This window comes from Pseudomonas sp. S11P7 (assembly GCF_023195435.1).
In the GTDB taxonomy this organism is placed as follows: Bacteria; Pseudomonadota; Gammaproteobacteria; order Pseudomonadales; family Pseudomonadaceae; genus Aquipseudomonas; species Aquipseudomonas fluorescens_G.
Genome location: NZ_JALPKS020000002.1, coordinates 389153 through 415467, shown reverse-complemented (window position 1 = coordinate 415467; position 26315 = coordinate 389153). Strand labels below are relative to the sequence as shown.

General features: G+C 58.9%; 21 protein-coding genes, 1 other RNA gene and 1 pseudogene. 8 read left to right on the top strand and 15 right to left on the bottom strand.

What is annotated here, in order from left to right; genetic code table 11:
* Nucleotides 1–128: 128 nt before the first annotated feature.
* Both rnpB and rsmI read right to left on the bottom strand, forming a co-directional pair.
* Nucleotides 129–482: RNase P RNA component class A (rnpB, locus tag M0746_RS02030), an RNA gene on the bottom strand.
* Between the two features lie 73 nt (nucleotides 483–555).
* Nucleotides 556–1461, bottom strand: a complete 906-nt coding sequence (rsmI, locus tag M0746_RS02025) for a 16S rRNA (cytidine(1402)-2'-O)-methyltransferase (RefSeq protein WP_208939827.1) — start codon at nucleotides 1459–1461, stop codon at nucleotides 556–558.
* Nucleotides 1462–1638: 177 nt separating this feature from the next.
* Between rsmI and M0746_RS02020 the strand changes: the two genes are divergently transcribed.
* The 4 genes from M0746_RS02020 to M0746_RS02005 all read left to right on the top strand — a co-directional run bounded on the left by M0746_RS02020 (nucleotide 1639) and on the right by M0746_RS02005 (nucleotide 5085).
* Nucleotides 1639–3450, top strand: a complete 1812-nt coding sequence (locus tag M0746_RS02020; RefSeq protein WP_258448057.1) for a penicillin-binding protein activator — start codon at nucleotides 1639–1641, stop codon at nucleotides 3448–3450.
* Nucleotides 3450–3812, top strand: a complete 363-nt coding sequence (locus tag M0746_RS02015) for a YraN family protein (RefSeq protein ID WP_090286138.1) — start codon at nucleotides 3450–3452, stop codon at nucleotides 3810–3812. Before M0746_RS02020 ends, M0746_RS02015 begins: the two co-directional genes overlap by 1 nt.
* Nucleotides 3813–3916: 104 nt before the next feature.
* A complete protein-coding gene (locus M0746_RS02010) occupies nucleotides 3917–4510 on the top strand; it encodes a phosphoheptose isomerase (RefSeq protein ID WP_008082788.1) in 594 nt (197 codons plus the stop codon).
* On the top strand, nucleotides 4507–5085 hold the full coding sequence (locus M0746_RS02005) for a BON domain-containing protein (RefSeq protein ID WP_090286140.1): 579 nt from the start codon (nucleotides 4507–4509) through the stop codon (nucleotides 5083–5085). The genes M0746_RS02010 and M0746_RS02005 overlap by 4 nt, the downstream gene beginning before the upstream one ends.
* A gap of 51 nt (nucleotides 5086–5136) precedes the next feature.
* On the opposite strand, the gene M0746_RS02000 is transcribed toward M0746_RS02005, so the two are convergent.
* The 7 genes from M0746_RS02000 to rplM form a co-directional block, all read right to left on the bottom strand.
* Nucleotides 5137–5550, bottom strand: coding sequence for a ClpXP protease specificity-enhancing factor (locus M0746_RS02000; RefSeq protein ID WP_208939826.1), 414 nt, complete (start codon nucleotides 5548–5550; stop codon nucleotides 5137–5139).
* A gap of 16 nt (nucleotides 5551–5566) precedes the next feature.
* Nucleotides 5567–6184, bottom strand: a complete 618-nt coding sequence (locus M0746_RS01995; RefSeq protein WP_090286143.1) for a glutathione S-transferase N-terminal domain-containing protein — start codon at nucleotides 6182–6184, stop codon at nucleotides 5567–5569.
* A gap of 146 nt (nucleotides 6185–6330) precedes the next feature.
* A complete protein-coding gene (locus tag M0746_RS01990; RefSeq protein WP_258448056.1) occupies nucleotides 6331–7113 on the bottom strand; it encodes a cytochrome c1 in 783 nt (260 codons plus the stop codon).
* Nucleotides 7113–8324: a cytochrome b gene (locus tag M0746_RS01985; protein ID WP_042608381.1), complete on the bottom strand. Its 1212-nt coding sequence runs from the start codon at nucleotides 8322–8324 to the stop codon at nucleotides 7113–7115. Before M0746_RS01985 ends, M0746_RS01990 begins: the two co-directional genes overlap by 1 nt.
* A complete protein-coding gene (gene petA / locus M0746_RS01980) occupies nucleotides 8324–8917 on the bottom strand; it encodes a ubiquinol-cytochrome c reductase iron-sulfur subunit (RefSeq protein WP_007917031.1) in 594 nt (197 codons plus the stop codon). Before petA ends, M0746_RS01985 begins: the two co-directional genes overlap by 1 nt.
* A gap of 275 nt (nucleotides 8918–9192) precedes the next feature.
* Nucleotides 9193–9585, bottom strand: a complete 393-nt coding sequence (rpsI, locus tag M0746_RS01975) for a 30S ribosomal protein S9 (protein WP_003228056.1) — start codon at nucleotides 9583–9585, stop codon at nucleotides 9193–9195.
* 14 nt (nucleotides 9586–9599) lie between these two features.
* Nucleotides 9600–10028 carry a 50S ribosomal protein L13 gene (gene rplM / locus M0746_RS01970; protein ID WP_007917032.1) on the bottom strand — a complete coding sequence of 143 codons (429 nt, stop codon included), beginning with the start codon at nucleotides 10026–10028 and terminating at the stop codon, nucleotides 9600–9602.
* 244 nt (nucleotides 10029–10272) lie between these two features.
* Here rplM and M0746_RS01965 point away from each other — a divergent pair, with 244 nt between their 5' ends.
* Nucleotides 10273–11313, top strand: a complete 1041-nt coding sequence (locus tag M0746_RS01965) for an NADP(H)-dependent aldo-keto reductase (RefSeq protein WP_258448055.1) — start codon at nucleotides 10273–10275, stop codon at nucleotides 11311–11313.
* A gap of 156 nt (nucleotides 11314–11469) precedes the next feature.
* Here M0746_RS01965 and M0746_RS01960 read toward each other — a convergent pair whose 3' ends face one another.
* On the bottom strand, nucleotides 11470–12606 hold the full coding sequence (locus tag M0746_RS01960; protein ID WP_208939822.1) for an acyl-CoA dehydrogenase family protein: 1137 nt from the start codon (nucleotides 12604–12606) through the stop codon (nucleotides 11470–11472).
* 250 nt (nucleotides 12607–12856) lie between these two features.
* Here M0746_RS01960 and M0746_RS01955 point away from each other — a divergent pair, with 250 nt between their 5' ends.
* The gene (locus tag M0746_RS01955; RefSeq protein WP_208941045.1) at nucleotides 12857–13753 is read left to right on the top strand and encodes a GlxA family transcriptional regulator; all 897 of its coding nucleotides are present in this window, start codon (nucleotides 12857–12859) and stop codon (nucleotides 13751–13753) included.
* 215 nt (nucleotides 13754–13968) lie between these two features.
* Here M0746_RS01955 and zapE read toward each other — a convergent pair whose 3' ends face one another.
* The 3 genes from zapE to M0746_RS01940 form a co-directional block, all read right to left on the bottom strand.
* The gene (gene zapE, locus M0746_RS01950) at nucleotides 13969–15063 is read right to left on the bottom strand and encodes a cell division protein ZapE (protein ID WP_090286153.1); all 1095 of its coding nucleotides are present in this window, start codon (nucleotides 15061–15063) and stop codon (nucleotides 13969–13971) included.
* Nucleotides 15064–15153: 90 nt separating this feature from the next.
* The gene (locus M0746_RS01945) at nucleotides 15154–16509 is read right to left on the bottom strand and encodes a tryptophan--tRNA ligase (RefSeq protein ID WP_258448054.1); all 1356 of its coding nucleotides are present in this window, start codon (nucleotides 16507–16509) and stop codon (nucleotides 15154–15156) included.
* 24 nt (nucleotides 16510–16533) lie between these two features.
* On the bottom strand, nucleotides 16534–17163 hold the full coding sequence (locus tag M0746_RS01940) for an alpha/beta hydrolase (RefSeq protein WP_258451422.1): 630 nt from the start codon (nucleotides 17161–17163) through the stop codon (nucleotides 16534–16536).
* A 144-nt stretch (nucleotides 17164–17307) separates the two neighbouring features.
* On the opposite strand from M0746_RS01940, the gene M0746_RS01935 reads away from it, so the two are divergent.
* On the top strand, nucleotides 17308–17742 hold the full coding sequence (locus tag M0746_RS01935; protein WP_016773251.1) for a YhcB family protein: 435 nt from the start codon (nucleotides 17308–17310) through the stop codon (nucleotides 17740–17742).
* Nucleotides 17743–17970: 228 nt separating this feature from the next.
* On the opposite strand, the gene M0746_RS01930 is transcribed toward M0746_RS01935, so the two are convergent.
* On the bottom strand, nucleotides 17971–18705 hold the full coding sequence (locus M0746_RS01930; protein WP_016773250.1) for an OmpA family protein: 735 nt from the start codon (nucleotides 18703–18705) through the stop codon (nucleotides 17971–17973).
* Between the two features lie 116 nt (nucleotides 18706–18821).
* Nucleotides 18822–19466 carry an MBL fold metallo-hydrolase gene (locus tag M0746_RS01925; RefSeq protein WP_258448053.1) on the bottom strand — a complete coding sequence of 215 codons (645 nt, stop codon included), beginning with the start codon at nucleotides 19464–19466 and terminating at the stop codon, nucleotides 18822–18824.
* 414 nt (nucleotides 19467–19880) lie between these two features.
* On the opposite strand from M0746_RS01925, the pseudogene M0746_RS28995 reads away from it, so the two are divergent.
* Nucleotides 19881–26264: pseudogene (locus tag M0746_RS28995) on the top strand (matrixin family metalloprotease); the annotation flags it as partial.
* Between the last annotated feature and the right edge of the window lie 51 nt (nucleotides 26265–26315).

The following is a 26315-nucleotide window of genomic DNA, read 5'->3' as shown; positions in this document are numbered from 1 at the left end:
CGCTTCTGCTGTTGATTGAAGCACGGTGGGAAATGGCTATTACTGCGTTTGCCGCTGCCGGACTTTCAGCCCAGGCCTGCTGATATTACACAGCCCTGTTGCCATTGATTCAAGCAGGGAAAGAAAAGGTGGAGAGTCGATCTGTAAGCCGGGTTCTGTCTTGAACAGTCATTCGTCTACGATGGCCATCACTGGACATCTTTAGCAACCTACCCGGTCCCAGCGCGGGCCACGCCTTGGGACCCTATTTGGTCTTGCTCCAAGTGGGGTTTACCTAGCCACGAACTGTTGCCAGACGTGCGGTGCGCTCTTACCGCACCTTTTCACCCTTACCGGCGCTTGCGCGCTTAGGCGGTTATTTTCTGTGGCACTTTCCGTAGGCTCACGCCTCCCAGGCATTACCTGGCACTTCGCCCTATGGAGCCCGGACTTTCCTCCCCCCCCTAATTTTCATAGAGGGCAGCGACTGTCCGATCGACTCTCCGCCGCGAAGGTTAACGGCAGAGCGGCCGAAGAACAAGCGCTAAAACCCGCAAGACCGCTATGGGCGACGGCTTACACGCCTTTCTGTTTATCCAGCGCGACCTGATAAAGCACGTTTTTGCGTTCACCGGTGATCTGCGCGGCAAGCGCAGCGGCGCGCTTGAGCGGCATTTCCTCAAGGAGCAGATCGAGGATGCGCATCGCCTCGCTGCTGACCGCGTCTTCGGACTCCGGTGCGGTCCAGCCCGCCACCAGCACCACGCACTCGCCGCGCTGCTGATTGCTGTCTGCTTCGACGAATGCGCGCAGCTCGGCGAGCGGCAAACCCTTGAGCGTTTCGAAGGTCTTGGTGATTTCCCGGGCCAGCAACGCCTGGCGCTCGCCGCCGAACACGTCTTCCATGTCCTGCAGGCATTCAAGAATGCGGTGCGGGGCTTCATAGAAGATCAAGGTGCGCGGCTCTTCCTTGACGGCTTCGAGACGCGCCTTGCGCCCCACCGACTTGGCCGGCAGAAAACCTTCGAAGATAAACCGGTCGGACGGCAGACCGGCCGCCGACAGCGCCGCGATCAATGCGCAGGCGCCCGGCACCGGCACCACATTGATGCCCGCCGCGCGCGCCTGGCGCACCAGGTGATAACCCGGATCGGAAATCAGCGGCGTGCCGGCATCGGAGATCAGCGCGACATTGTCACCGGCCAGCAGACGGGTGATAAACCGGCTACCTTCATCCCGTTCGTTGTGTTCGTGGCAGGCCGCCAGTGGCGTACCGATGCCGAAGTGCTGCATCAGCCGCGCCGAGTGGCGCGTATCTTCGGCGGCAATCAACGCCACTTCGCGGAGAATTTTCAGGGCCCGGGCGCTGATGTCGTCCAGGTTGCCGATGGGCGTCGCCACCACATAAAGCGAGCCAGCAGCGGAATTCAGGGAACCTGGAGCAGTCAAAGCGCACACCTCGTGATCGGTAAAAGCGGCCATTGTAGCGCGTCACGAGGCTTGCGACGTGCTCGCGCCGAGCGCGGTTTTTCGCACAGTTGTGGGCCGCCGCAACATTTACTCCAGCTAAATTGCCCGTTTCACGCCAGTAACATCGCGCCCCGGCCAGTGCTTGGGTACAATTCCACGCTAATTTGATCGAGTATCAGGAACACTTACATGATCGCTTGCCTGCGGCTGTTCACTGCCCTCTGCCTCGCTGCCTTGTTGGCGGCTTGCGCCAGCTCCCCTTCCTCCAGCCTTGGCGAACTTCCACGGACTCCGGATGCCAGCATCGAGCAACTGCTCGAACAGGCGACCCAGGCTAAAACCCCGGAAAAAGCCGCACTGTTGCGCTTGAGTGCCGCTGACCTTGCTTATCGTCAGGGCAATGCCGGCCAGTCCGCGCAAATCCTGCAACAAGTGCCGGTCGAGCAACTCAAGCCCGGCCAGCAGATTTTCGCCAACACGCTTTCCGCCGAACTGGCCATGACTCGCAATCAGCCGAAAGCTGCGCTGACGGCCCTGAGTCATCCAAGCCTGCAGAAACTCGGCGAGATGCCGGAAGAACAGCAAGTGCGTACCGGCACTGTTCACGCCCGCGCTCTTGAAGCCGATGGCCAGACCCTGGCCGCCGCCCGTGAACGCGTGTTCATCGCGCCGATGCTGGAAGGTGAAGCCGCGAGCAAGAACCACGAAGCGATCTGGACCCTGATCGGCTCGCTGCCGGCCGACCAGCTGCAAGCCAACAGCACCGACGACCTCGGCGGCTGGATGGCCCTGGCCCTGGCGGTAAAAACCGCTGGCACGCTGGAGCAGCAGCAAGCGGCGATCGACAACTGGCGCGCGCAGAACCCCAAGCACCCGGCCGCAATCAACCTGCCGCTGCCGCTGACCAAACTCAAGGAGCTGGCCAGCCAGCCTCTGAGCAAGATCGCCCTGCTGTTGCCCCAGGACGGCCAACTGGCCGCGGTCGGCAAGGCCCTGCGTGAAGGCTTCATGGCGGCGCACTACCAGGCGCAACAGGCCGGACAGAAACCGCCAGCCATCGAGTTCTACGACAGCTCCAAGCTGACCTCGATGGACGAGTTCTACCGCAAGGCCCAGGCTGACGGCGTGCAGCTGGTGGTCGGTCCGCTGGAAAAACCGCTGGTCAAGCAACTGAGCACCCGCCCGCAACTGCCGATCACTACCCTTGCGCTGAACTACAGCGAAGGCGATCAAGGCCCGGCGCAGTTGTTCCAGTTCGGTCTGGCCGCTGAAGACGAAGCCCGCGAAGTGTCGCGCCGTGCCCGTGCCGATGGCCTGCACCGCGCCGCAATCATGGTGCCGAAAGGCGAATGGGGCGACCGCGTGTTGCGCGCGTTCAGCCAGGACTGGCAGGCTAACGGTGGCAGCATCGTCGCCACCGAGCGTGTTGATCAGCCGGTGCAACTGGCCCAGCAGATCGCCGACATGTTCCAGCTGCGTCAGAGTGAAGCCCGCGCCAAGAGTCTGCAGAATGCGGCCGGCACCAACGTCGCCGCGCAGCCTTCGCGTCGCCAGGACATCGAATTCATCTTCCTTGCCGCCACGCCACAACAGGCGCAGCAGATCAAGCCGACCCTGAACTTCCAGTACGCCGGTGACGTTCCGGTCTACGCGACTTCGCACGTGTACAGCGCCAGCGGTGACGTCAACCAGTACAACGACATGAACGGCATTCGCTTCTGCGAAACCCCATGGTTGCTCGACACCAGCGATCCACTGCGTCAGCAAGTGGTTGCGCAGTGGCCGCAAGCCGCCGGCAGCCTCGGCCGCCTGTACGCAATGGGCGTCGACGCCTATCGCCTGGCACCGCGTCTGGGCCAGCTCAAGGCCCTGCCGGACAGCCGCATCGACGGTGAGTCGGGCAGCCTCGGCATGACCCAGACCCAACGCGTTGTCCGTCAGCTACCTTGGGCGCAGTTTGTCAGCGGTCAGGTGCAGCGCCTGCCGGACACTCCCCGCTGATGCCCGACAGGTCACGCTCGCAAAGCGGCAAGGATGCCGAGCGTCAGGCGCTCGAACATCTGCAAAATCAGGGTCTGCGCCTGCTGGCGCAGAACTGGCTCTGCAAACGCGGCGAGCTTGATCTGGTCATGCTTGATGGCGATACAGTAGTATTCGTCGAAGTTCGCTATAGAAAGAACACTCAATGGGGCGGCGCGCTTGCCAGCATCGATGCGCGCAAGCAGCAGAAACTGATTTTCGCCGCGCAGTATTTTCTTCAGCGTGAATCGCGCTGGGCCAATTCCCCCTGCCGCTTCGACGTGGTGGCGATCGACAGCCACCCCGATCAGCTGAACTGGTTGCAGAATGCTTTCGACAGTTGATCGCCGGCGTTGCGACCCGGACAATTTCACCGACACATTTTGCTCTTTGCTTTGCGGGCTGCACATTCATGTGCCGGACAGCCGCGCTACTTAAGGTCACACAGATGGACATGCAATCCCGAATTCGCCAGCTTTTCCAGGCCAGTATCGACACCAAGCAACAGGCGATGGACGTACTTGCACCGCACATCGAGCAAGCCAGCCAGATCATGGTCAACGCCCTGCTCAACGAGGGCAAGATGCTCTCATGCGGCAACGGTGGCTCTGCCGGCGACGCGCAGCACTTTTCCTCGGAGCTGCTCAACCGCTTCGAGCGCGAGCGCCCGAGCCTGCCAGCCATCGCGCTGACCACCGACACCTCGACGATCACCTCGATCGCCAACGACTACAGCTACAACGAAGTGTTCTCCAAGCAGATCCGCGCGCTGGGCCAACCCGGTGACGTGCTGCTGGCGATTTCGACCAGCGGTAACTCGGCGAACATTATTCAAGCGATCCAGGCCGCACATGATCGCGAAATGATTGTCGTAGCTTTGACCGGACGCGATGGCGGCGGCATGGCGTCGCTGCTGTTGCCCGAGGACGTCGAGATTCGCGTACCGGCCAATGTCACTGCACGTATTCAAGAAGTCCACTTGCTGGCGATCCATTGCCTCTGCGATCTGATCGACAGCCAACTGTTCGGGAGTGAAGAATGACCCCTAATCGCCTTGGCCTTCTGGCCTTGACTCTGTGCCTCGGCATCAGCGGCTGCACCTCGGTGGTGAATGCCAGCCGTGAAGCGCCGATCGAAGACGACCGTGGCACGCGCACCTTCGGCAGCAAGATCGACGATTCGTTGATCGAAACCAAGGTCGGCGTGAACATAGCCAAAGCCGACCCGGCGCTGGACAACGATTCGCACATCGTCGTCACCAGCTTCAACGGCGTGGTATTGCTCGCCGGCCAGACCCCGCGCGAAGATCTCAAGGCCAAGGCTGAACAGGCTGCCGCCAATGTGCAACGGGTCAAGAAAGTCCACAACGAACTGCAAGTGCTGCAGCCTTCGTCCCTGCTGGCCCGCCAGAATGACGCGTGGCTGACCACCAAGATCAAGACCCAGATGCTCACCGACGCGAGCATTCCCGGCTCGCGCATCAAAGTCATTACCGAAAATGGCATCGTCTACCTGCTGGGCCTGCTGACCAAACAGGAAGCCACTCAGGCGACGAATCTGGTTCAGGGCGTTTCCGGTGTGCAGAAGATCGTGAAGCTGTTCGAGTACATCGACTGACCGCTGAACGACAGGCACAAAAAAGGCGATCCATGCGGATCGCCTTTTTTATTACTTCACCACTTTCAGGCTTGGCCGGCCACTAGGGCGCGGCGGCTCGCTGTCCGGTGGCGGCTGATCGTCATCCTGCTCGATATCGTCTTCGTCATCCAGCGGCGACTCGAGATCGAATACCATGCCCTGACCGTTCTCCCGGGCGTAGATGCCCAGAATCGCGCTGATCGGCACGTACAGGCTGTGCGGCACACCACCGAAGCGACCTTCGAACGTCACCACGTCGTTGTCCATGTGCAGATGACGCACAGCACTTGGCGAGATGTTCAGCACGATCTGCCCGTCGCTGGCGAAACCTTGCGGCACCTGCACCGCCGGATATTCGGCATTGACCAGCATGTGCGGGGTGCAATCGTTATCCACAATCCACTCGTAGAGCGCGCGGACCAGATAAGGTCGACTGGAGTTCATAGCGGCTCCTTAAGCCTTAGCGCATGTCGCGTTCGACACCAGACAGACTCGCCTGGAAAGCCTCACGCGCAAACTGGCGCTCCATATAATCAAGCAGCGGCTTGGCCGGCCGCGGCAGTTCAATACCCAGAATCGGCAAACGCCAGAGTATGGGTAATAGGCAGCAATCGACCAGACTTTGTTCCTCACTGAGGAAGAACGGCTTGTCGGCAAACAGCGGCGACACGCCCGTCAGGCTTTCGCGCAATTCCTTGCGCGCCACCACCCGCGCGGCTTCCTTGGCCTTGGGATCAAGAATCAGATCCACCAGACCGCACCAGTCACGCTGAATGCGATGAATCAGCAGACGGCTGTTGGCACGCGCCACCGGATAAACCGGCATTAACGGCGGGTGCGGGTAACGCTCGTCCAGATACTCCATGACCACGGTCGATTCCCACAACGCCAGGTCGCGATCGACCAGCGTCGGCAGGCTGCCGTAAGGGTTCACCTCGATCAGTTTAGGCGGCTGGCGGCCAGCCTCCACATAAATGATTTCGGCGCTGACACCCTTCTCTGCAAGCACGATGCGCACTCGGTGGGAATAGTGGTCGGCGGGGTCGGAGTAACAGGCCAACCGATTGGTCACGCCCATGGCGATCCTCCTCGCTTGTTGAATTTTTCGGAACCGGAAAAACGCGCGCGCCCAGAGGGCACCTCCCGCAGGGTCTGACCGAGCAGACCCTGCTTTATCGGAGGCGCCCTTGGGCGCGCGCGATTAACAGCAATGCTTGAAGCGTATCAGTGCACGTCTTTCCAGTATTCACGCTTGAGCAGGTAGGCGAACACAAAGAAGAACGCCAGGTACAGCAAGACATAAGTACCGATGCGCTGATGTTGCAGCTTAACCGGGTTAGCCGAGTAAGCCAGGAAGGTTACCAGATTCTTGACCTTCTCATCGAACTGCTCTTCGTTCAGAGCACCGGATTTAGGCACGATGGTCAGTTGATCACAGGCTTCATGAGTCAAAGGCGTGCCGGTCAGCGGATCATATTGCTTCTTGCCGTCTTCGACGATCTGCACCTGCTTGCAACCTACGACCTGGCGACCTTGCAGGCCGACCAGTACGTTAGGCATGCCGACGTTCGGGAAGACCTTGTTGTTCACGCCCCACGGGCGCGCCGGATCTTCGTAGAACGACTTCAGGTAACCGTACAGCCAGTCAGTGCCACGCACGCGGGCCACCAGGGTCAGGTCCGGCGGCGCTGCGCCGAACCAGGTCTTGGCATCGGCCGGCTGCATGCCGATGTTCATGTGGTCGCCAATCTTGGCGCCGGTGAACACCAGTTTCTCCAGCATCAACTCGTGGGGAATACCGAGGTCATCGGCGACCCGCTCGTAACGCTGGAATTTGGCACTGTGGCAACCCATGCAATAGTTGGCGAAGGTCCGTGCGCCATCCTGCAAAGCCGCCTTGTCAGACACATCGATGTCGACTTTTTCCAGTTCCGGACCATGGCCCTCGGCAGCAAAAGCCAGGGAAGGCAGCGCAGCAAAAATCAGAGCAATAAATAACTTTTTCATCAGCCAGTCACCCTTTCCGGTACCGGTTTGGTCTTCTCGAGCCGGGTGTAGAACGGCATCAGAATGAAGTAGGCGAAGTACAGGAAGGTGCAGACCTGCGACAGCAACGTGCGGCCCGGCGTCGGCGCAAGCACACCGAGAATGCCGAGAATCACGAACGAAATGCAGAACACCACCAACCAGATCTTGCTCAGCCAGCCTTTATAGCGCATCGATTTGACCGGACTGCGATCCAGCCACGGCAGCACGAACAGCACTGCAATCGCCGCCCCCATGGCGATAACGCCGAGGAGTTTATCCGGCACCGCGCGCAAGATCGCGTAGAACGGCGTGAAGTACCAGACCGGTGCGATGTGCTCAGGCGTCTTGAATGGGTTGGCCGGCTCGAAGTTCGGTTTTTCGAGGAAGTAACCACCCATTTCCGGGAAGAAGAACACAATGAAGCAGAAGATGAACAGGAACACTACGACACCGACAATGTCTTTCACGGTGTAGTACGGGTGGAAGGCGATGCCGTCCAGCGGGATGCCGTTTTCGTCTTTGTGCTTCTTGATATCGACGCCGTCAGGGTTGTTCGAACCCACTTCGTGCAGCGCCAGAATGTGCAGCACCACCAGACCGAGAATCACGATCGGCAGCGCCACGACGTGCAGCGCGAAGAAGCGGTTCAAGGTGATCCCGGAGATCAGGTAGTCACCACGAATCCACTGGGTCAGGTCATCGCCGATCAGCGGAATCGCGCCGAACAGCGAGATGATCACCTGCGCACCCCAGTACGACATTTGCCCCCAGGGCAGCAGATACCCCATGAACGCTTCAGCCATCAGCGCCAGGTAGATCAGCATGCCGAACACCCAGACCAGCTCGCGCGGCTTCTGGTACGACCCGTAGAGCAGGCCGCGGAACATGTGCAGATACACCACGATGAAGAACGCCGAAGCACCGGTCGAGTGCAGCAGACGCAGGATCGAGCCGTACTCGACGTCGCGCATGATGTATTCGACGGAAGCGAACGCCTCTTCTGCCGACGGCGTGTAGCTCATGGTCAGCCAGACGCCGGTGACGATCTGATTGACCAGCACCAACAGCGCCAGAGAGCCGAAGAAATAGAAGAAGTTGAAGTTTTTCGGAGCGTAATACTTGCTGAGATGGTCTTCCCACATCTTGGTCGCAGGAAAGCGCGCATCAACCCAATCCATGAACTTGCTCATCACGCTTTCTCCGTATCGACGCCAATGACAATCAGGTCATCGGTCTCATAGGAATGCGGGGGAACTGGCAGGTTCAAAGGCGCAGGTTGCGACTTGTAGACGCGGCCAGCCAGATCGTAGTGGGAACCGTGGCAAGGGCAGAAATAACCGCCTACCCAGTCCTTGCCCAGATCAGCAGGTGCCACTTCGGGACGGAAAGTCGGTGAGCAACCCAGGTGTGTGCAGATCCCGATCAGCAGCAGAATTTCCGGCTTGATCGAGCGCACTTCAGGGTCGACATAGGTGGGTTGCGTAGAGTTTTTCGAGGTCGGATCGGAGAGCTGGCCCTCGATCTTCTTCAGATTCCCCAGGATTTCCTCGGTACGGCGGACAATGAACACCGGCTGGCCGCGCCATTCAGCAATCATTTGCTGGCCTGGCTCGATTTTGCTGACATTCACTTTCACCGGTGCGCCGGCGGCTTTCGCCTTGGCACTGGGAAACCATGACCCTACGAACGGGACCGCAGCCCCCACCGCTCCTGCAGCACCCACCACGGATGTGGCTGCTACCAGAAAGCGACGCCGGCCTGCATTCACGCCGTCATTGCTCATTCAGTCCTCTCCCATCAGCTTTTTTGGCCTGTTAAATCAGGCGTCTACTAAATAAACCACGTACTACTTATAAAAATTTTGCCGAATGGTAATGAAAAGCCCCAATTCTGACAAGGGAATTACCCGGAGCTCTCCACCCCTAAGCCTTGCAGTATAGGGGGTCTGCGAATGAGGCAAGTTGTCACAGCGCAATTCTTTCTGGAAAAACTGCAGGCATAAAAAAACGCCCGATTCCGTGAGGAATCGAGCGTTCTTTTTTGAACGTGGAAGCGGTATTAACGCTTCGAGTACTGCGGACGCTTACGCGCTTTACGCAGACCCACTTTCTTACGTTCAACTTCACGGGCGTCGCGGGTAACGAAGCCAGCTTTGCGCAGAGCGCTACGCAGGGTTTCATCGTAGTCCATCAGAGCGCGAGTGATGCCGTGGCGGATTGCGCCAGCCTGACCACTTACACCACCGCCGATCACGGTGACGTAGATGTCGAACTTCTCGACAGTCTCGGTCAGCTCCAGCGGCTGACGAACTACCATGCGGGCAGTTTCGCGGCCGAAGAAGTTATCCAGCGAACGGTTGTTGATGGAGATGTTACCAGTACCCGGACGCAGGAAAACGCGTGCGGTTGCGGTCTTGCGACGGCCAGTGCCGTAATTTTGAGTCGCCGACATAATGTACTATTCCGTTAAAACTTCAGTTCTTGGGGCTGCTGAGCAGTATGAGGGTGAGCAGCGCCCGCATAGACTTTCAGCTTACGGTACATGTCGCGACCCAGTGGGTTTTTAGGCAGCATGCCTTTAACCGCGGTCTCGATCACGCGCTCAGGGGCCTTGGCGATCAGCTTTTCAAAGTTGATCGACTTGATGCCGCCCGGGAAACCGGAGTGGGAGTAGTACATTTTGTCAGTGGTTTTAGCGCCGGTAACACGGATCTGCTCGGCGTTGATGACGACGATGTAGTCGCCGGTGTCAACGTGAGGAGTGTACTCAGGCTTGTGCTTGCCACGCAGACGGCTCGCGATTTCGGTGGCCAGACGACCCAGGGTCTGACCAGCAGCGTCGACGACAAACCAGTCGCGCTTTACTGTTTCCGGTTTAGCAGTAAAAGTTTTCATTCTTTATAGCCTCAGGGGCCGCCTGTAAATAAGACGGCGGATCTTACTGAATAGTGCGTACTTTGACAAGTCAAAGGCAGCCGGATACAGACGCTTTCGGGGGCTCGGGTCGGCGCGTCCGTTCAACGGCAAGATTCTTCGGCGGCGGCGCATCACTTCCACTGCAGAAAGAGGTCGGCAATTATGCAGATTGCGAAAAATATTTCAACCTGCTTTTATGATTGTTTTGCCCAAGGAGCACCCGATGGACTATCGCCAGCTAGGCCGTACCGACCTGAACGTGAGTGCAATCTGCCTCGGCACCATGACCTGGGGCGAGCAGAACACTGAAGCTGAAGCCTTCGCCCAGATCGAACGCGCCAAAGAGGCCGGGATCAATTTCCTCGACACCGCCGAGATGTACCCGGTGCCGCCGAAAGCCGAAACCTACGCCACCACCGAGCGCTACATCGGCAATTACTTCAAGAGTCGCGGCGACCGTGCCGACTGGATCCTCGCCAGCAAGATCGCCGGCCCGGGCAACACCATCGACTACATTCGCGACAAGAACCTGCGCCACAACCGTCAGCACATCACCGAAGCGCTGGACGCCAGCCTCAAGCGCCTGCAGACCGACTACATCGATCTGTATCAACTGCACTGGCCGGAACGCAGCACCAACTTTTTCGGACAGCTGGGCTACAAGCACAAGACCGAAGCCAACCTGACGCCGCTGGAAGACACCCTCGAAGCCCTCGACGAGCAAGTGAAAGCCGGCAAAATCCGCCACATCGGCCTGTCCAACGAAACGCCATGGGGCACCATGCGCTTTCTCGCCCTGGCCGAAGCCCGTGGCTGGCCGCGTGCGGTGTCGATCCAGAATCCGTACAACCTGCTCAACCGCAGCTTTGAAGTGGGCCTGGCGGAAATCGCCATCCGCGAACAGTGCGGCCTGCTCGCCTATTCACCGCTGGCGTTCGGCTTCCTCTCGGGCAAGTACGAGGACGGCGCGCGCCCGCCGAAAGGGCGCCTGAGCCTCTACAGCCGCTTCAGCCGCTATTTCAACCCGCAGTCTGAGGCAGCCTGCAGCCGTTACGTTGCTCTGGCCCGTGAGCACGGTCTGGATCCGGCGCAGATGGCCCTCGCATTCGTCAATCAGCAAACGTTCGTCACCAGCAACATCATTGGTGCGACGACACTTGAGCAACTGGACAGCAACATTGCCAGTTTTGATCTGAAGCTTTCCGATGAAGTGCTGGCCGGGATCGAGGCGATTCACAAGGATCATCCGAATCCTGCCCCATGATTTGCCGCTAAAAGCTTCGCGAGCAGGCTCGCTCCCACAGGTACGGTGAAGCCCTTTGGGAGCGAGCCTGCTCGCGAAGGGGCCAGTCAGATCACCTCCACAGCGGAACGCGGAGCGTCCCCGGCGGCATTCCCACGCAGAGCGTGGGAACGATCATCAGAGCGACCGCGCGATGATCTCCTTCATGATTTCATTGGTGCCGGCATAGATCCGCTGCACTCGCGCATCCGCCCACGCCCGGGCCACCGGGTATTCCCACATGAAGCCGTAGCCGCCATGCAACTGCACGCATTCATCGAGCACCTTGCACTGCAGGTCGGTGCCCCAGTATTTGGCCATCGCCGCCGTCGGCACATCCAGCTTGCCTTGCAGATGCAGCTCCAGGCAGCGGTCGACGAATACCCGGCCGATCTGGATCTCCGTGGCCATCTCGGCCAGCTTGAAGCGGGTATTCTGGAAATCGGCGATCGCTTTGCCGAACGCCTTGCGATCGCGGGTGTATTCGAGCGTCCACTGTAACGCCGCTTCGGCTGAGGCCAGGCCGCCGATCGCCACGGTCAGGCGTTCCTGCGGTAATTCCTGCATCAGGTAAGCGAACCCTGCCCCGGCCTGCCCCAGCAGATTTTCCTTCGGCACGCGCACGTCCTGGAAGAACAACTCGGACGTGTCCTGGGCCTTCATGCCGACCTTTTCCAGACGCTTGCCCTTCTCGAACCCCGGGGTGTTCGCCTCCACCAGAAACAGACTGGTACCTTTGGCACCAGCTTTCGGATCGGTCTTGGCAACGACGATCACCAGGTCGGCAAGAAAGCCGTTGGTGATGAAGGTTTTCGAGCCGTTGATCACATACTCGTCGCCGTCCAGCACGGCAGTGGTTTTAACCCCTTGCAGATCAGAGCCTGCACCCGGCTCGGTCATGGCGATCGCCGTAACCATCTCACCGGAGACCAGTTTCGGCAGGTATTTGTGCTTCAGCGCTTCACTGCCGTAATGCAGGATGTACGGCGCGACGATGTCCGAATGCAGAGAGAAACCGATCCCGGTCAAACCCAGTCGCCCGACCTCTTCGATCACCACCGCACTGTAGAGAAAATCCGCGCCCAGCCCGCCGTATTCCTCCGGCAGGTGCGAGCAGAGCATCCCCGCCTCGCCCGCCTTGTTCCATAGCTGACGGTCGATGTGGCCTTGTTTTTCCCATTGCGCGTGGAACGGCACCGCTTCTTTTTCGAGGAAGGTTCGTACGCTGTCGCGGAACAATTCGTGCTCTGCGCTGAACAGGGTTCTGGGGATCATGCGGCACCTGTCTTTCTTGTTGGAGGGATACGTCCCTCAGAGACTATGCGCCGCCAGCGTCACGGGACACTGGACACATCCGACAAAAAATAAGACGATCCAGCCGTCTGGTGACCACTTTCCCTTATAAAAACAAAACAAAAGTTGAATTATGTCCAAGCACGTCTCCACGCCCTTGCGGCGCGTCAGCATCCTGGCAATTGACCGGGTTTTCGCTTCCACTCTCATGCAAGCCAAGGATTTCTTTCATCTGGCCAGCCTGCGTTACGGCAAACAACTGGGCCAGGGCCTGACACCGGCGTTCGAAACGCGCCTGGTCAGCCCCGATGGCAAACCGGTGAACAGTTTCAGTGACGTGGTGATGCCGGTCGATGGCGGCCTGGAAAACGCCGACGTGATTATCCTTCCAGCGTTCTGGGATGACTTCGACACGCTGTGCAGCCGTTATCCGCAAATCCTGCCGTGGCTGCGTGAGCAACACGCCCGTGGTGCGGTGTTATGCGGCGAAGCCACCGGAGTGTTCTGGCTGGCCGAAGCGGGTTTGCTCAACGGCAAGGAAGCGACCACCTACTGGCGTTTCTTCAATGCTTTCGCCGAGCGCTTCCCCAAGGTGTATCTGAATCAGGACAAACACCTGACCGATGCCGACAATCTGTACTGCGCTGGCGGTACAACGTCGGCCTGCGACTTGTACATTTATCTGATCGAGCGCTTCTGCGGCGCCAACGTGGCGCAAGCCGTGGCCCGCGACATTCTTTACGAAGTGCAGCGCAGTTATTCGCCGGGACGCATTGGTTTCGGTGGGCAGAAGCTGCACCAGGACGTGATCATCCTGCAGATCCAGCACTGGCTCGAAGAGCATTTCGCCGACAAGTTCCGCTTCGAAGACGTGGCCCGCGAACACGGCATGAGCATCCGCAATTTCATGCGCCGCTTCCAGACCGCCACCGGTGACAAACCGCTGCACTACCTGCAGCGCCTGCGCATCGAAACCGCCAAAGGCTTGCTGTCGGGCAGCCGCAAGAGCATCAAGACCATCAGCTATGAGGTGGGATATGACGACGCGAGCTTCTTTGCGCGATTGTTCCGCCAGCACACCGAATTGTCGCCGAACCAGTATCGGCAGCAGTTTCAGCAGGCGGCTTAGAACAACCTCATCAACCTTGAGTTGATGATCGTTCCCACGCTCTGCGTGGGAATGCCGCCATCGGGCGCTCTGCGTCCGCTTCGCAAGTGACGCGGAGCGTCACGGGATGCATTCCCACGCGGAGCGTGGGAACGATCAGTTGGCGCGCGGCCGGATAAAAACCGAGTACAAAAAGGGCCTGCAATCGCAGGCCCTTTTTTTTTGCCGAAAGCTGTTTAAGGCTTGTGCGCCCGCGACAGGAATTCGTGGGATTGCATCTCGAGCAGTCGGCTCAGCGTACGCTGGAATTCGAAGGTCAGGCGGCCGCCGGTGTACAGATCCTTCAGCTCGACTTCGGCAGAAATGATCAGCTTGACGTTGCGGTCGTAGAACTCGTCGACCATGTTGATGAAGCGTCGGGCGATGTCGTCGGTGGTGACGCTCATCTGCTCGACACCGCTGAGCAACACGGCATGGAAAATCTTGCCCAGTTCGATGTAATCGTTCTGGCTGCGCGGGCCGTCGCACAGTTCACGGAAGTCGAACCAGGCGACGTCGTCGCAAGTGCGCAGCGCACGGATTTCGCGGTTCTCGATGATCAGCACATCGTTTTCGACCGCGGCGGTACACTCCGGCGTCAGCGCCTTGAAGCTCTTGCGCAGGCTTTCGTGAGCGGCTTCGTCGAGCGGATAGTGGAACAGCTCGGCTTGTTCGAGGTGGCGCAGACGGTAGTCGACGCCGCTGTCGACGTTGACGATCTCGGTGTTCTGCTTGATCAGCGCAATCGCTGGCAGGAAGCGCGCGCGTTGCAGGCCGTCCTTGTACAGACCGTCCGGGACGATGTTCGAGGTCGCAACCAGGGTCACGCCATTCTTGAACAACTCTTCCATCAAGGTGCCGAGAATCATCGCATCGGTGATGTCGGAGACGAAGAATTCATCGAAGCAGATCACCCGCGACTCGGTCGCGAAGCGCTTGGCGATGATGGTCAGCGGGTTTTTCTCGCCGCCGAGGGTTTTCATCTCTTCGTGCACACGCTTCATGAAGCGGTGGAAGTGGGTGCGGGTCTTTTCCTTGAACGGCAGCGCTTCGAAGAAGGTGTCGACCAGGTAAGTCTTGCCGCGACCGACGCCGCCCCAGAAATACAGCCCCTTGACCGGCGTCTGATCTTTTTTGCCAAACAGCTTGCCGAGGAACCCCGGCTTGTTCTGGTCGGCGGCGATCAGGTCGTCGTACAGACGCTGCAAATGACGCACAGCGGTTTCCTGCGCAGCGTCATGGAAGAAGTCCGGGCGTTTCAGATCTGCTTGATATCGTTCTAGGGGCGTCATAATTCGTTAGCAAGGCAACAAAAACGGGCCGTCACTGTAGCGACGGCCCGCGGGAATGGCAATCGGCCCTTGGTCGGGTCGTGCCGCCGATCAGTCCTGAGCCGGGGTCAGCGCGACGCGCAGTGCCGCGATGGCCGCGTCCCGCGCAGCCGCGTCGGCGAACGCCGGGCTGTCGCCGACGCATTCGCCTTGCAGCCAGACGCTGAAGCTCAGTTCATCGTTGCGCACGTCCAGCGGCTCGCCCGATTGCAACTGCTTGGTCACTTGCCCGGCGGTTTTGCCATCGGCGAAATTGCGCGACAACAGCAATTGCTCACCATCGGCTGCCAGCAGACGGAATCGGAAGCTGCCGTCGTCTTCGCGGAAGCTGACGAAGCGTGCGGCTTTGGCGGCTTTCTTCTTGGTGGTCGCGGCAACCTGCACCTGATTGACGAAAGAACGCAGGCCCACCGCTTCACGCAACTCATTGAGGAACGGCGTGGCCACGGCACGGGCCTTTTTCGCGCCGATCTGCAGAATGTCTTCCAGATCCGCCGGGCGCTCGATCAACTGGTGATACTTGTCGCGCGCTTCGCCCAATTCGTTGTCGAGCAACTGGAACAGGCGGTTCTTCGCCTCGCCCCAACCCAGACCGCCGAGCAGTTCGCTGCGGAATTCGTCAGCCTGTGCCGGTGTAGCGAACGCCGTGAACAGGGTGAACAGGTGCGAGTTGTCCGGATCCTTGGCTTCGCCCGGGGCTTTGGAGTCGGTGACGATCCGCGAGATCGCGTCCTTCATTTCCTTGGCGCTGGAAAACAACGGGATGGTGTTGTCGTAGCTCTTCGACATCTTGCGCCCGTCGAGGCCTGGCAGCGTCGCCACGCTTTCCTCGATCAGCGCTTCGGGCATGGTAAAGAACTCTTTGCCCTGGCCGAACAGATGGTTGAAGCGCTGACCGATATCCCGGGCCATTTCCACGTGCTGGATCTGGTCGCGACCGACCGGCACCTTGTGCGCGTTGAACATCAGGATGTCCGCGGCCATCAGCACCGGGTAGCTGTAGAGGCCCATGGTGATACCGGCGTCCGGGTCTTCACCGGTCTCGGCATTCTTGTCCACTGAGGCCTTGTAGGCGTGCGCACGGTTGAGCAGGCCTTTGGCGGCGACGCAGGTCAGCAGCCAGGTCAACTCGGGGATTTCCGGAATGTCGGACTGGCGGTAGAAAGTCACGCGGTCAACATCCAGGCCACCGGCCAGCCAGGTCGCGGCGATTTCCAGACGCGAGCGCTGGATGCGCAGCGGGTCATCGCATTTGATCAGGGCGTGGTAGTCAGCCAGAAAGTAAAACGAATCGGCGTTGCTGTCGCGGCTGGCGAGGATCGCCGGACGGATCGCACCGGCGTAGTTGCCCAGGTGCGGCGTGCCGGTGGTGGTGATGCCGGTGAGGATGCGGGTACGGTTGGTCATGAGTAATCGCTTGTCAGACTGCAATCAATTCGAGAGACGCGGCAGGATCAGATCCTTGAGATCGGTCAGCTTGCCGTGAAAAAAGTGTCCGCATTCTGCCACTTTCAGCAGCTCATGGGGGCGCTGGAGTTGTTCCGACCATTGGTAGACCAGCTGCGGATCGATGACCTCGTCGGTTTCCGGCTGGATCACGGTCAGTTCGCCGTGCTGCGGCAGTTGATCCTGCTCGCCCAGGCGCATTACCGCTGGGGCGACCATGAACAGTTGCTTGAGCCGCACGCCTTGGGCTTCGAGACGGCCACCGAGACTTGCTGCAACAAATCCGCCGAAGGAAAAACCGAACAGGGTCAGCGGCAAGTCCGGGTGTTTTTCACGCAGCCAGGCAGCGGCGGCCTGGGCGTCATCGACTTCACCCGTGCCCATGTCATGCGTGCCTTCGCTGGTGCCGACGCCGCGATAGTTGAAACGCAAGGTGATCAGCCCGGCGTCGCGCGCGGTGCGCTGCAGGGTCGAAACGACCTTGTTGAGCATGGTGCCGCCCTGCACCGGGTTCGGATGGCAGATCAGCGCGATGCCACGCGGCTGCTCGTTGTCCAGGTAAAGACTTTCCAATTGACCCACCGGGCCGGCAATCACTACAGGGGTTTCACGCATCAGCAAGGGAGGAACTCCGTGACCTCGAATCGGGTCGACTCGTCTAGCAAATTGTCTGTGCCGATCTATTGCGAGTGAATCGCGGTATACAGCGCAGGTTCGAGCCGTTAACGTAAAGCAAAGCCGTTTATAGAGGAAGGACTCGTGGAACACTCGCTCTTAGTTTGGTTGTTACCGACTCTTGCCCTGGTTGTGGGTGTCGCCATTGGATTCCTGATCGCGCGCGTTGCGCCGAACGCCGCACCGAGCCGTACGCAGCGTCAACTGGATGATATCCAGGAGCGTTTCGACAGTTATCAAAACGAGGTGGTTACGCACTTCAACAGCACCGCGATGCTGGTCAAGAAGCTCACTCAGAGCTATCAGGAAGTGCAGGATCATCTTGCCGAGGGCGCCAACCGTCTGGCCCTTGACGAGCAGACCCGCCAGCGCCTGATCGCCGCCCTGCATGCGGATGCCGCGCAGGCACCGCGTGAGCGCCTGACGCCGCCGCGCGATCAGGAACCACCGCGTGATTACGCACCGAAGAGCCCGAACTCGCCGGGCATGCTCGATGAGCATTATGGGTTGAAGAAGTAAGCAGTCGCAGCGACAGACAAGAAGCCCCTGGACAGTGATATGTCCGGGGGCTTTTTTGTGTCTGATGATTTTGTGGTGCCCATTTTATCGCCATCGCGAGCAGGCTCACTCCTACAGGGGAATGCATTTCAAGATGTAGGAGTGAGCCTGCTCGCGATGGGGCCATAACAGGCGACACAAAAAAATGCCCGGTCACAGGACCGGGCATTTCTTCATTCAGGCAACCGTTTACGGATACTGCTGCACCGTACCCGGCTGTTGCTGCTGACCACCATACTGCTGACCCGGAATCGCCTTCAGGTTGACTTCAACCCGGCGGTTCTGCGCGCGGCCATTGACGTCACCGTTGCTGGCAATCGGATTATCCGGGCCGGCACCACGGGCCGACAGGTTGGCACCGCTGACGCCTTGCGAAGTCAGGTAGGTCGCCACGCTTTGCGCACGACGCTGGGACAGGTCCATGTTGTGCTGGCGGCTGCCAGTGCTGTCGGTGTAGCCGACGATTTCGATCTGGTTCTGGTTGAACTCTTTCAGCGAGTTGGCCAGGTTGTTCAACGGTTGGTAGAAGCTCGAAGCGATGTTCGCCGAATCAGTCGCGAAGGTGATGTTGCCCGGCATGATCAGCTTGATCTGATCGCCCTGGCGCTGCACTTCAACGCCAGTGTTGGCCATGCTCGCGCGCAGTTTCTTCTCCTGCTGGTCGGCGTAATAACCGTAACCGGCAGCCGAGGCACCGACGACGGCGGCGCCGATCAACGCGCCCTTGCCACGGTTATCGTGACCGATCGCAGCACCGGCGAGCGCGCCGGCCAAGGCACCGAGGCCACCGTATTTGGCGGTTTTGCTCATGCCTTGCGAGCCACCGTCGGCCTGCCCCTGATTGTCATACGGGTTAGGCGAGGCGCAGCCGGACAGCACGGCCACGGCAGTAGCGACAATAATCAAACGACGCGTGGTGAACATGGAGAGCTCCTACTTTTTTGCATTCTATGGTGCAGCGGCCATCGATGAATGGACCCGTGCGGGCGTTGGATCATGACAATGCCCAAAAATTCCGCCGCACACCCGTGACAAAAAATTCAGGCACGCACAAACGGGTTCTCACGCATCTCGTCGCCCAAGCGTGTGTCCGGACCATGTCCGGTCACTACTGTCGCGTCCTCATCCAGCGTATACAACCGCTGCTTGATTGAACGCACGATGGTCGCCTGATCGCCGCCCCACAAATCCGTACGCCCTACCCCGCGACGAAACAGCGTGTCGCCGGCTATCAACAGCTTAGCCTCGGAAAACCAGAAGCTCATGGAACCTGGCGTATGTCCCGGCGTATGCAATGCCACGCCGCAGCCGCAAGCCAGTTCTTCATCGTCGCTCAACCAGCGGTCCGGTGCTGGCACCGGCGTGTAAGGCACGCCGAACATCTGGCATTGCATCTCGAGGTTGTCCCAGAGGAACTGGTCGTCCTTGTGCAGATGCAGGGTCGCGCCGGTTTTTTCTTTCATCTGCCCGGAAGCGAGGAAGTGATCGAGATGGGCGTGGGTGTGGATGATGCTGACGACCTTCAGGCCATGCGCATCGAGGCGCGCCATGATCAGGTCCGGGTTGCCGCCGGGGTCGACGACGATGGCTTTTTTGGTGATCGGGTCGCCGATGATTGTGCAGTTGCACTGGAGCGGGCCTACGGGGAAGGTTTCGCGGATAAGCTGAGGGGGTAAAGCAGGCATATGAATCCTCGACAAGTGGCAATTAAGCGCTCTTCAGGAAATTGACGCAAAGGCCGATACAAAACGCCAGGTCGTTTATTTGGCGCCATTAATCTGAAAATAATGGCCATATGATGTCAAATTTCTCAAGTCTGATGCAAAATCGTGGTTTTTGTAGCGGCCGCATTCAGGAAGGGCCGCAGCGCATTCAGGAAATACTCCATGCCGACTCCCAAGACATTCACCTTCGCACTTCCCGCCTCGCTAACTGGCAACGCTATCGTTGACAGCCTTATTGCGGGTAATTATTGGCTAGGAAACAACTGGCCATTCGGTGGAGCGACGGAACTCAGTTACAGCTTCATGGTGCCGGGCACCTCTAGCTTCGCTCCGCTCTATAGCGCAGATCGTGAAAACAGGGCGCTTTACGAATTGACAGACACGCAGAAAAACGCAGTTGTCAGTGCCTTGGCCGCATGGAGTGCTGTTGCTCCTCTCACTTTCACGCTGACCAGTGACAATTATGACAACGTCGGCGATCTGCGCTTCGGTGGTTATAGATGGATGGATGACAGAACAGCAGCCTGGGCCTATTTTCCCGATAATCTGCCTGTATCTGGAGACGTGTGGATCGGTCCTCAAACCAGCGATCCGAACCCATCAAAGGGCTCTTATGACTTCCTGACTTTCGTTCATGAAATCGGCCATGCGCTGGGCCTCAAACATCCCTTTGATACCAGCGCCACTAACAATACCGTGCTCAACCCATTGCTCGACGATGTGCACTTCACGGTAATGAGCTACAACAACAACTACTCCTACCAACCAACGACGCCGATGGTGCTGGACATCCTTGCGATTCAGAGCCTTTACGGCGCCAATATGCTCTGGCAGGCCGGCGACACCGTGTACAAGTGGGACGCCAGTCAATCCATCTTCGAAACCATTTGGGATGCAGGCGGAAACGATACCATTGACGCAAGTAACCAGTTGACGGCCGTCAACATCAATTTAAATGAAGGCAGCTATAGCAATATCGGCAAGGTTTTCACTGATCTGAATTACAACATTTCCGTCAATGACGGATTGGCGATTGCGTACGGAGCGGAAATTGAAAACGCGATTGGCACAGCATTTGATGACGTATTGACGGGTAATCAACTGGATAACGTATTAACTGCGGGGGCTGGCTCGGATATTCTGGATGGTGGGCTGGGCACCGACACACTTATCGGCGGAATAGGTGACGACACCTATGTAGTAGACAGTCAGGCCGATAAGGTTGTGGAAGCCACTGGCGAAGGCCACGACGTGGTGCGCACCAGCGTCAGCTATACCCTCTCGGCAAACATCGAAGACGGGGTGCTGCTGGGCACCGGCAACCTCAACTTCGCCGGCAACGCAATCGATAACACCCTCACCGGTAACGCCGGCAACAACATCCTTGCCGGTTATGCAGGCAATGACATCCTCGATGGCGGCGCCGGTACCGACACTCTGATGGGCGGTGAAGGCGACGACATCTACTACGTCGACAGCCAGAGCGACATCGTTACCGAGCTGGCCGGCGAAGGCCGCGACGTGGTGCGCACCAGCGTCAGCTATACCCTTTCGGCAAACGTCGAAGACGGGGTGCTGCTGGGCACCGGCAACCTCAACTTCGCCGGCAACGCACTGGACAACATCCTCACCGGTAACGCCGGCAACAACATCCTCGACGGCTACGCCGGCGCCGACACCATGATCGGTGGGGTGGGCAACGATACCTATTACGTCGACAATGTCGGTGATGTCATTGTCGAGAGCAGCGCCGCGCTTAATGAGATCGATACGGTTTATGCTGCGCTGGACTGGACACTGGGCGCCAACCTGGAAAATCTCGTTCTTCGCACAAGCGACAACCTGAACGGCACCGGCAACGCGCTCAACAACGTCATCACCGGTAATGCTGGCAACAACATCCTCGATGGCGGCGCCGGCAATGACACGCTCGATGGCGGCGCTGGAGCCGACACCCTGATTGGTGGCACCGGCAACGATACTTATGTTATCGATAGCAAGAGTGATGTGGTTGTCGAAGCAATCGGTGAAGGTCGCGACGTCATCCGCACATCCATTAGTTATACCTTGATGGACAATGTTGAAGATGGTGTGCTGCTCGGCAACGGCAATATAGACATCACTGGCAATAGTGTTGCCAACACGCTCACAGGTAACCTCGGTGAAAACATTCTTGACGGAGGCACCGGCGCCGACACCTTGATTGGCGGGGACGGAAATGACATCTACCGGGTAGATAATACCCAGGACGCGATCATCGAAACCGCTTCCGCAAACAGTGGAATCGATACCGTACAAGCGACAGTCAGTTGGACACTGGGAGCCAATCTGGAAAAGCTTGTTCTTCAGGGCAGTGCCAACCTTAACGGATCCGGCAACGCTCTCAACAACACCCTCACCGGCAATGCCGGCAACAACATACTGGATGGCTATGCCGGTGCCGATACCATGATCGGCGGCGACGGCGATGACCTGTATTACGTTGACAGCCAGAGCGACAAAATCGTCGAAGCCACTGGCGAAGGCCACGACGTGGTGCGCACCAGCGTCAGCTATACCCTCTCGGCAAACGTCGAAGACGGGGTGCTGCTGGGCACCGGCAATCTCAACTTCGCCGGCAACGCACTGGACAACGTCCTCACTGGCAACGCCGGCAACAACATCCTCGACGGCTACGCCGGCGCCGACACCATGATCGGTGGGGCGGGCAACGATACCTATTACGTCGACAATGTCGGTGATGTCATTGTCGAGAGCAGCGCCGCGCTTAATGAGATCGATACGGTTTATGCTGCGCTGGACTGGACACTGGGCGCCAACCTGGAAAATCTCGTTCTTCGCACAAGCGACAACCTGAACGGCACCGGCAACGCGCTCAACAACGTCATCACCGGTAATGCTGGCAACAACATCCTTGACGGCGGCGCCGGGATCGATACCCTCACCGGTGGCGCAGGAGACGATACCTACGTCGTCGACAGTCAGAGCGACAAGATCATCGAAGCAGCTGGCGAAGGTCATGACGTAATCCGTTCTTCCGTCAGCTATACCTTGGCAGCCAACGTCGAGGACGGGGTGCTGCTTGGGAGCAGCAACCTTAACTTTGCCGGCAACGCCCTCAACAACACCCTCACCGGCAATGCCGGCAACAACATACTGGATGGCTATGCCGGTGCCGATACCATGATCGGCGGCGACGGCGATGACCTGTATTACGTTGACAGCCAGAGCGACAAAATCGTCGAAGCCACTGGCGAAGGCCACGACGTGGTGCGCACCAGCGTCAGCTATACCCTCTCGGCAAACATCGAAGACGGGGTGCTGCTGGGCACCGGCAACCTCAACTTCGCCGGCAACGCAATCGATAACACCCTCACCGGTAACGCCGGCAACAACATCCTTGCCGGTTATGCAGGCAATGACACCCTCGATGGCGGCGCCGGTACCGACACTCTGATGGGCGGTGAAGGCGACGACATCTACTACGTCGACAGCCAGAGCGACATCGTTACCGAGCTGGCCGGCGAAGGCCGCGACGTGGTGCGCACCAGCGTCAGCTATACCCTTTCGGCAAACGTCGAAGACGGGGTGCTGCTGGGCACCGGCAACCTCAACTTCGCCGGCAACGCACTGGACAACATCCTCACCGGTAACGCCGGCAACAACATCCTCGACGGCTATGCCGGCGCCGACACCATGATCGGTGGGGTGGGCAACGATACCTATTACGTCGACAATGTCGGTGATGTCATTGTCGAGAGCAGCGCCGCGCTTAATGAGAGCGATACGGTTTATGCTGCGCTGGACTGGACACTGGGCGCCAACCTGGAAAACCTCGTTCTTCGCACAAGCGACAACCTGAACGGCACCGGCAACGCGCTCAACAACGTCATCACCGGTAATGCTGGCAACAACATCCTCGACGGCGGCGCCGGGATCGATACCCTCACCGGTGGCGCAGGAGACGATACCTACGTCGTCGACAGTCAGAGCGACAAGATCATCGAAGCAGCTGGCGAAGGTCATGACGTAATCCGTTCTTCCGTCAGCTATACCTTGGCAGCCAACGTCGAGGACGGGGTGCTGCTTGGGAGCAGCAACCTTAACTTTGCCGGCAACGCCCTCAACAACACCCTCACCGGCAATGCCGGCAACAACATACTGGATGGCTATGCCGGTGCCGATACCATGATCGGCGGCGACGGCGATGACCTGTATTACGTTGACAGCCAGAGCGACAAAATCGTCGAAGCCACTGGCGAAGGCCACGACGTGGTGCGCACCAGCGTCAGCTATACCCTCTCGGCAAACGTCGAAGACGGGGTGCTGCTGGGCACCGGCAACCTCAACTTCGCCGGCAACGCACTGGACAACATCCTCACCGGTAACGCCGGCAACAACATCCTCGACGGCTACGCCGGCGCCGACACCATGATCGGTGGGGTGGGCAACGATACCTATTACGTCGACAATGTCGGTGATGTCATTGTCGAGAGCAGCGCCGCGCTTAATGAGATCGATACGGTTTATGCTGCGCTGGACTGGACACTGGGCGCCAACCTGGAAAATCTCGTTCTTCGCACAAGCGACAACCTGAACGGCACCGGCAACGCGCTCAACAACGTCATCACCGGTAATGCTGGCAACAACATCCTTGACGGCGGCGCCGGGATCGATACCCTCACCGGTGGCGCAGGAGACGATACCTACGTCGTCGACAGTCAGAGCGACAAGATCATCGAAGCAGCTGGCGAAGGTCATGACGTAATCCGTTCTTCCGTCAGCTATACCTTGGCAGCCAACGTCGAGGACGGGGTGCTGCTTGGGAGCAGCAACCTTAACTTTGCCGGCAACGCCCTCAACAACACCCTCACCGGCAATGCCGGCAACAACATACTGGATGGCTATGCCGGTGCCGATACCATGATCGGCGGCGACGGCGATGACCTGTATTACGTTGACAGCCAGAGCGACAAAATCGTCGAAGCCACTGGCGAAGGCCACGACGTGGTGCGCACCAGCGTCAGCTATACCCTCTCGGCAAACATCGAAGACGGGGTGCTGCTGGGCACCGGCAACCTCAACTTCGCCGGCAACGCAATCGATAACACCCTCACCGGTAACGCCGGCAACAACATCCTTGCCGGTTATGCAGGCAATGACACCCTCGATGGCGGCGCCGGTACCGACACTCTGATGGGCGGTGAAGGCGACGACATCTACTACGTCGACAGCCAGAGCGACATCGTTACCGAGCTGGCCGGCGAAGGCCGCGACGTGGTGCGCACCAGCGTCAGCTATACCCTTTCGGCAAACGTCGAAGACGGGGTGCTGCTGGGCACCGGCAACCTCAACTTCGCCGGCAACGCACTGGACAACATCCTCACCGGTAACGCCGGCAACAACATCCTCGACGGCTACGCCGGCGCCGACACCATGATCGGTGGGGTGGGCAACGATACCTATTACGTCGACAATGTCGGTGATGTCATTGTCGAGAGCAGCGCCGCGCTTAATGAGATCGATACGGTTTATGCTGCGCTGGACTGGACACTGGGCGCCAACCTGGAAAATCTCGTTCTTCGCACAAGCGACAACCTGAACGGCACCGGCAACGCGCTCAACAACGTCATCACCGGTAATGCTGGCAACAACATCCTTGACGGCGGCGCCGGGATCGATACCCTCACCGGTGGCGCAGGAGACGATACCTACGTCGTCGACAGTCAGAGCGACAAGATCATCGAAGCAGCTGGCGAAGGTCATGACGTAATCCGTTCTTCCGTCAGCTATACCTTGGCAGCCAACGTCGAGGACGGGGTGCTGCTTGGGAGCAGCAACCTTAACTTTGCCGGCAACGCCCTCAACAACACCCTCACCGGCAATGCCGGCAACAACATACTGGATGGCTATGCCGGTGCCGATACCATGATCGGCGGCGACGGCGATGACCTGTATTACGTTGACAGCCAGAGCGACAAAATCGTCGAAGCCACTGGCGAAGGCCACGACGTGGTGCGCACCAGCGTCAGCTATACCCTCTCGGCAAACATCGAAGACGGGGTGCTGCTGGGCACCGGCAACCTCAACTTCGCCGGCAACGCAATCGATAACACCCTCACCGGTAACGCCGGCAACAACATCCTTGCCGGTTATGCAGGCAATGACACCCTCGATGGCGGCGCCGGTACCGACACTCTGATGGGCGGTGAAGGCGACGACATCTACTACGTCGACAGCCAGAGCGACATCGTTACCGAGCTGGCCGGCGAAGGCCGCGACGTGGTGCGCACCAGCGTCAGCTATACCCTTTCGGCAAACGTCGAAGACGGGGTGCTGCTGGGCACCGGCAACCTCAACTTCGCCGGCAACGCACTGGACAACATCCTCACCGGTAACGCCGGCAACAACATCCTCGACGGCTATGCCGGCGCCGACACCATGATCGGCGGGGCAGGTGCCGACACCTTCAGGTTCAGTGCCGTTAGCGAAATGGGGCTGGGTGCCGATCGTGACCTCATTAGCGACTTCAGTAGCATGGAAGGCGATAAAATCGACTTGCGAGGGTTTGATGCCAACCTGATGACTAACGGAATCAATATGTTCACTTTTATTGGTAATGCTGACTTTACAGGTGCCGGCCAACTGCGTTTCGCCGACCACGTGCTGTCGGGCAACGTCAGTGGCAACGTTGGTGCGGACTTTGAAATTCAGCTTGTCGGTGTGAACAACTTCAGCGCCAGCGATCTGGTGGCCTGACGCCCTCCACCTAAGCACGCCTTGGACAGCAGGGGCAGCGTCATGAAAAAC

Bases quoted from the DNA above. Each gene is read 5' to 3' on its own strand.
- M0746_RS02000 (WP_208939826.1), bottom strand. From the start codon at position 5,550: ATGAACTCCAGTCGACCTTATCTGGTCCGCGCGCTCTACGAGTGGATT.
- M0746_RS01965 (WP_258448055.1), top strand. From the start codon at position 10,273: ATGGACTATCGCCAGCTAGGCCGTACCGACCTGAACGTGAGTGCAATC.
- M0746_RS01995 (WP_090286143.1), bottom strand. From the start codon at position 6,184: ATGGGCGTGACCAATCGGTTGGCCTGTTACTCCGACCCCGCCGACCAC.
- rsmI (WP_208939827.1), bottom strand. From the start codon at position 1,461: ATGGCCGCTTTTACCGATCACGAGGTGTGCGCTTTGACTGCTCCAGGT.
- M0746_RS01960 (WP_208939822.1), bottom strand. From the start codon at position 12,606: ATGATCCCCAGAACCCTGTTCAGCGCAGAGCACGAATTGTTCCGCGAC.
- M0746_RS01990 (WP_258448056.1), bottom strand. From the start codon at position 7,113: ATGAAAAAGTTATTTATTGCTCTGATTTTTGCTGCGCTGCCTTCCCTG.
- M0746_RS02020 (WP_258448057.1), top strand. From the start codon at position 1,639: ATGATCGCTTGCCTGCGGCTGTTCACTGCCCTCTGCCTCGCTGCCTTG.
- rpsI (WP_003228056.1), bottom strand. From the start codon at position 9,585: ATGTCGGCGACTCAAAATTACGGCACTGGCCGTCGCAAGACCGCAACC.
- M0746_RS01925 (WP_258448053.1), bottom strand. From the start codon at position 19,466: ATGCCTGCTTTACCCCCTCAGCTTATCCGCGAAACCTTCCCCGTAGGC.
- M0746_RS01930 (WP_016773250.1), bottom strand. From the start codon at position 18,705: ATGTTCACCACGCGTCGTTTGATTATTGTCGCTACTGCCGTGGCCGTG.
- petA (WP_007917031.1), bottom strand. From the start codon at position 8,917: ATGAGCAATGACGGCGTGAATGCAGGCCGGCGTCGCTTTCTGGTAGCA.
- M0746_RS02010 (WP_008082788.1), top strand. From the start codon at position 3,917: ATGGACATGCAATCCCGAATTCGCCAGCTTTTCCAGGCCAGTATCGAC.
- M0746_RS01945 (WP_258448054.1), bottom strand. From the start codon at position 16,509: ATGACCAACCGTACCCGCATCCTCACCGGCATCACCACCACCGGCACG.
- M0746_RS01940 (WP_258451422.1), bottom strand. From the start codon at position 17,163: ATGCGTGAAACCCCTGTAGTGATTGCCGGCCCGGTGGGTCAATTGGAA.
- zapE (WP_090286153.1), bottom strand. From the start codon at position 15,063: ATGACGCCCCTAGAACGATATCAAGCAGATCTGAAACGCCCGGACTTC.
- rplM (WP_007917032.1), bottom strand. From the start codon at position 10,028: ATGAAAACTTTTACTGCTAAACCGGAAACAGTAAAGCGCGACTGGTTT.
- M0746_RS02005 (WP_090286140.1), top strand. From the start codon at position 4,507: ATGACCCCTAATCGCCTTGGCCTTCTGGCCTTGACTCTGTGCCTCGGC.
- M0746_RS02015 (WP_090286138.1), top strand. From the start codon at position 3,450: ATGCCCGACAGGTCACGCTCGCAAAGCGGCAAGGATGCCGAGCGTCAG.
- M0746_RS01985 (WP_042608381.1), bottom strand. From the start codon at position 8,324: ATGAGCAAGTTCATGGATTGGGTTGATGCGCGCTTTCCTGCGACCAAG.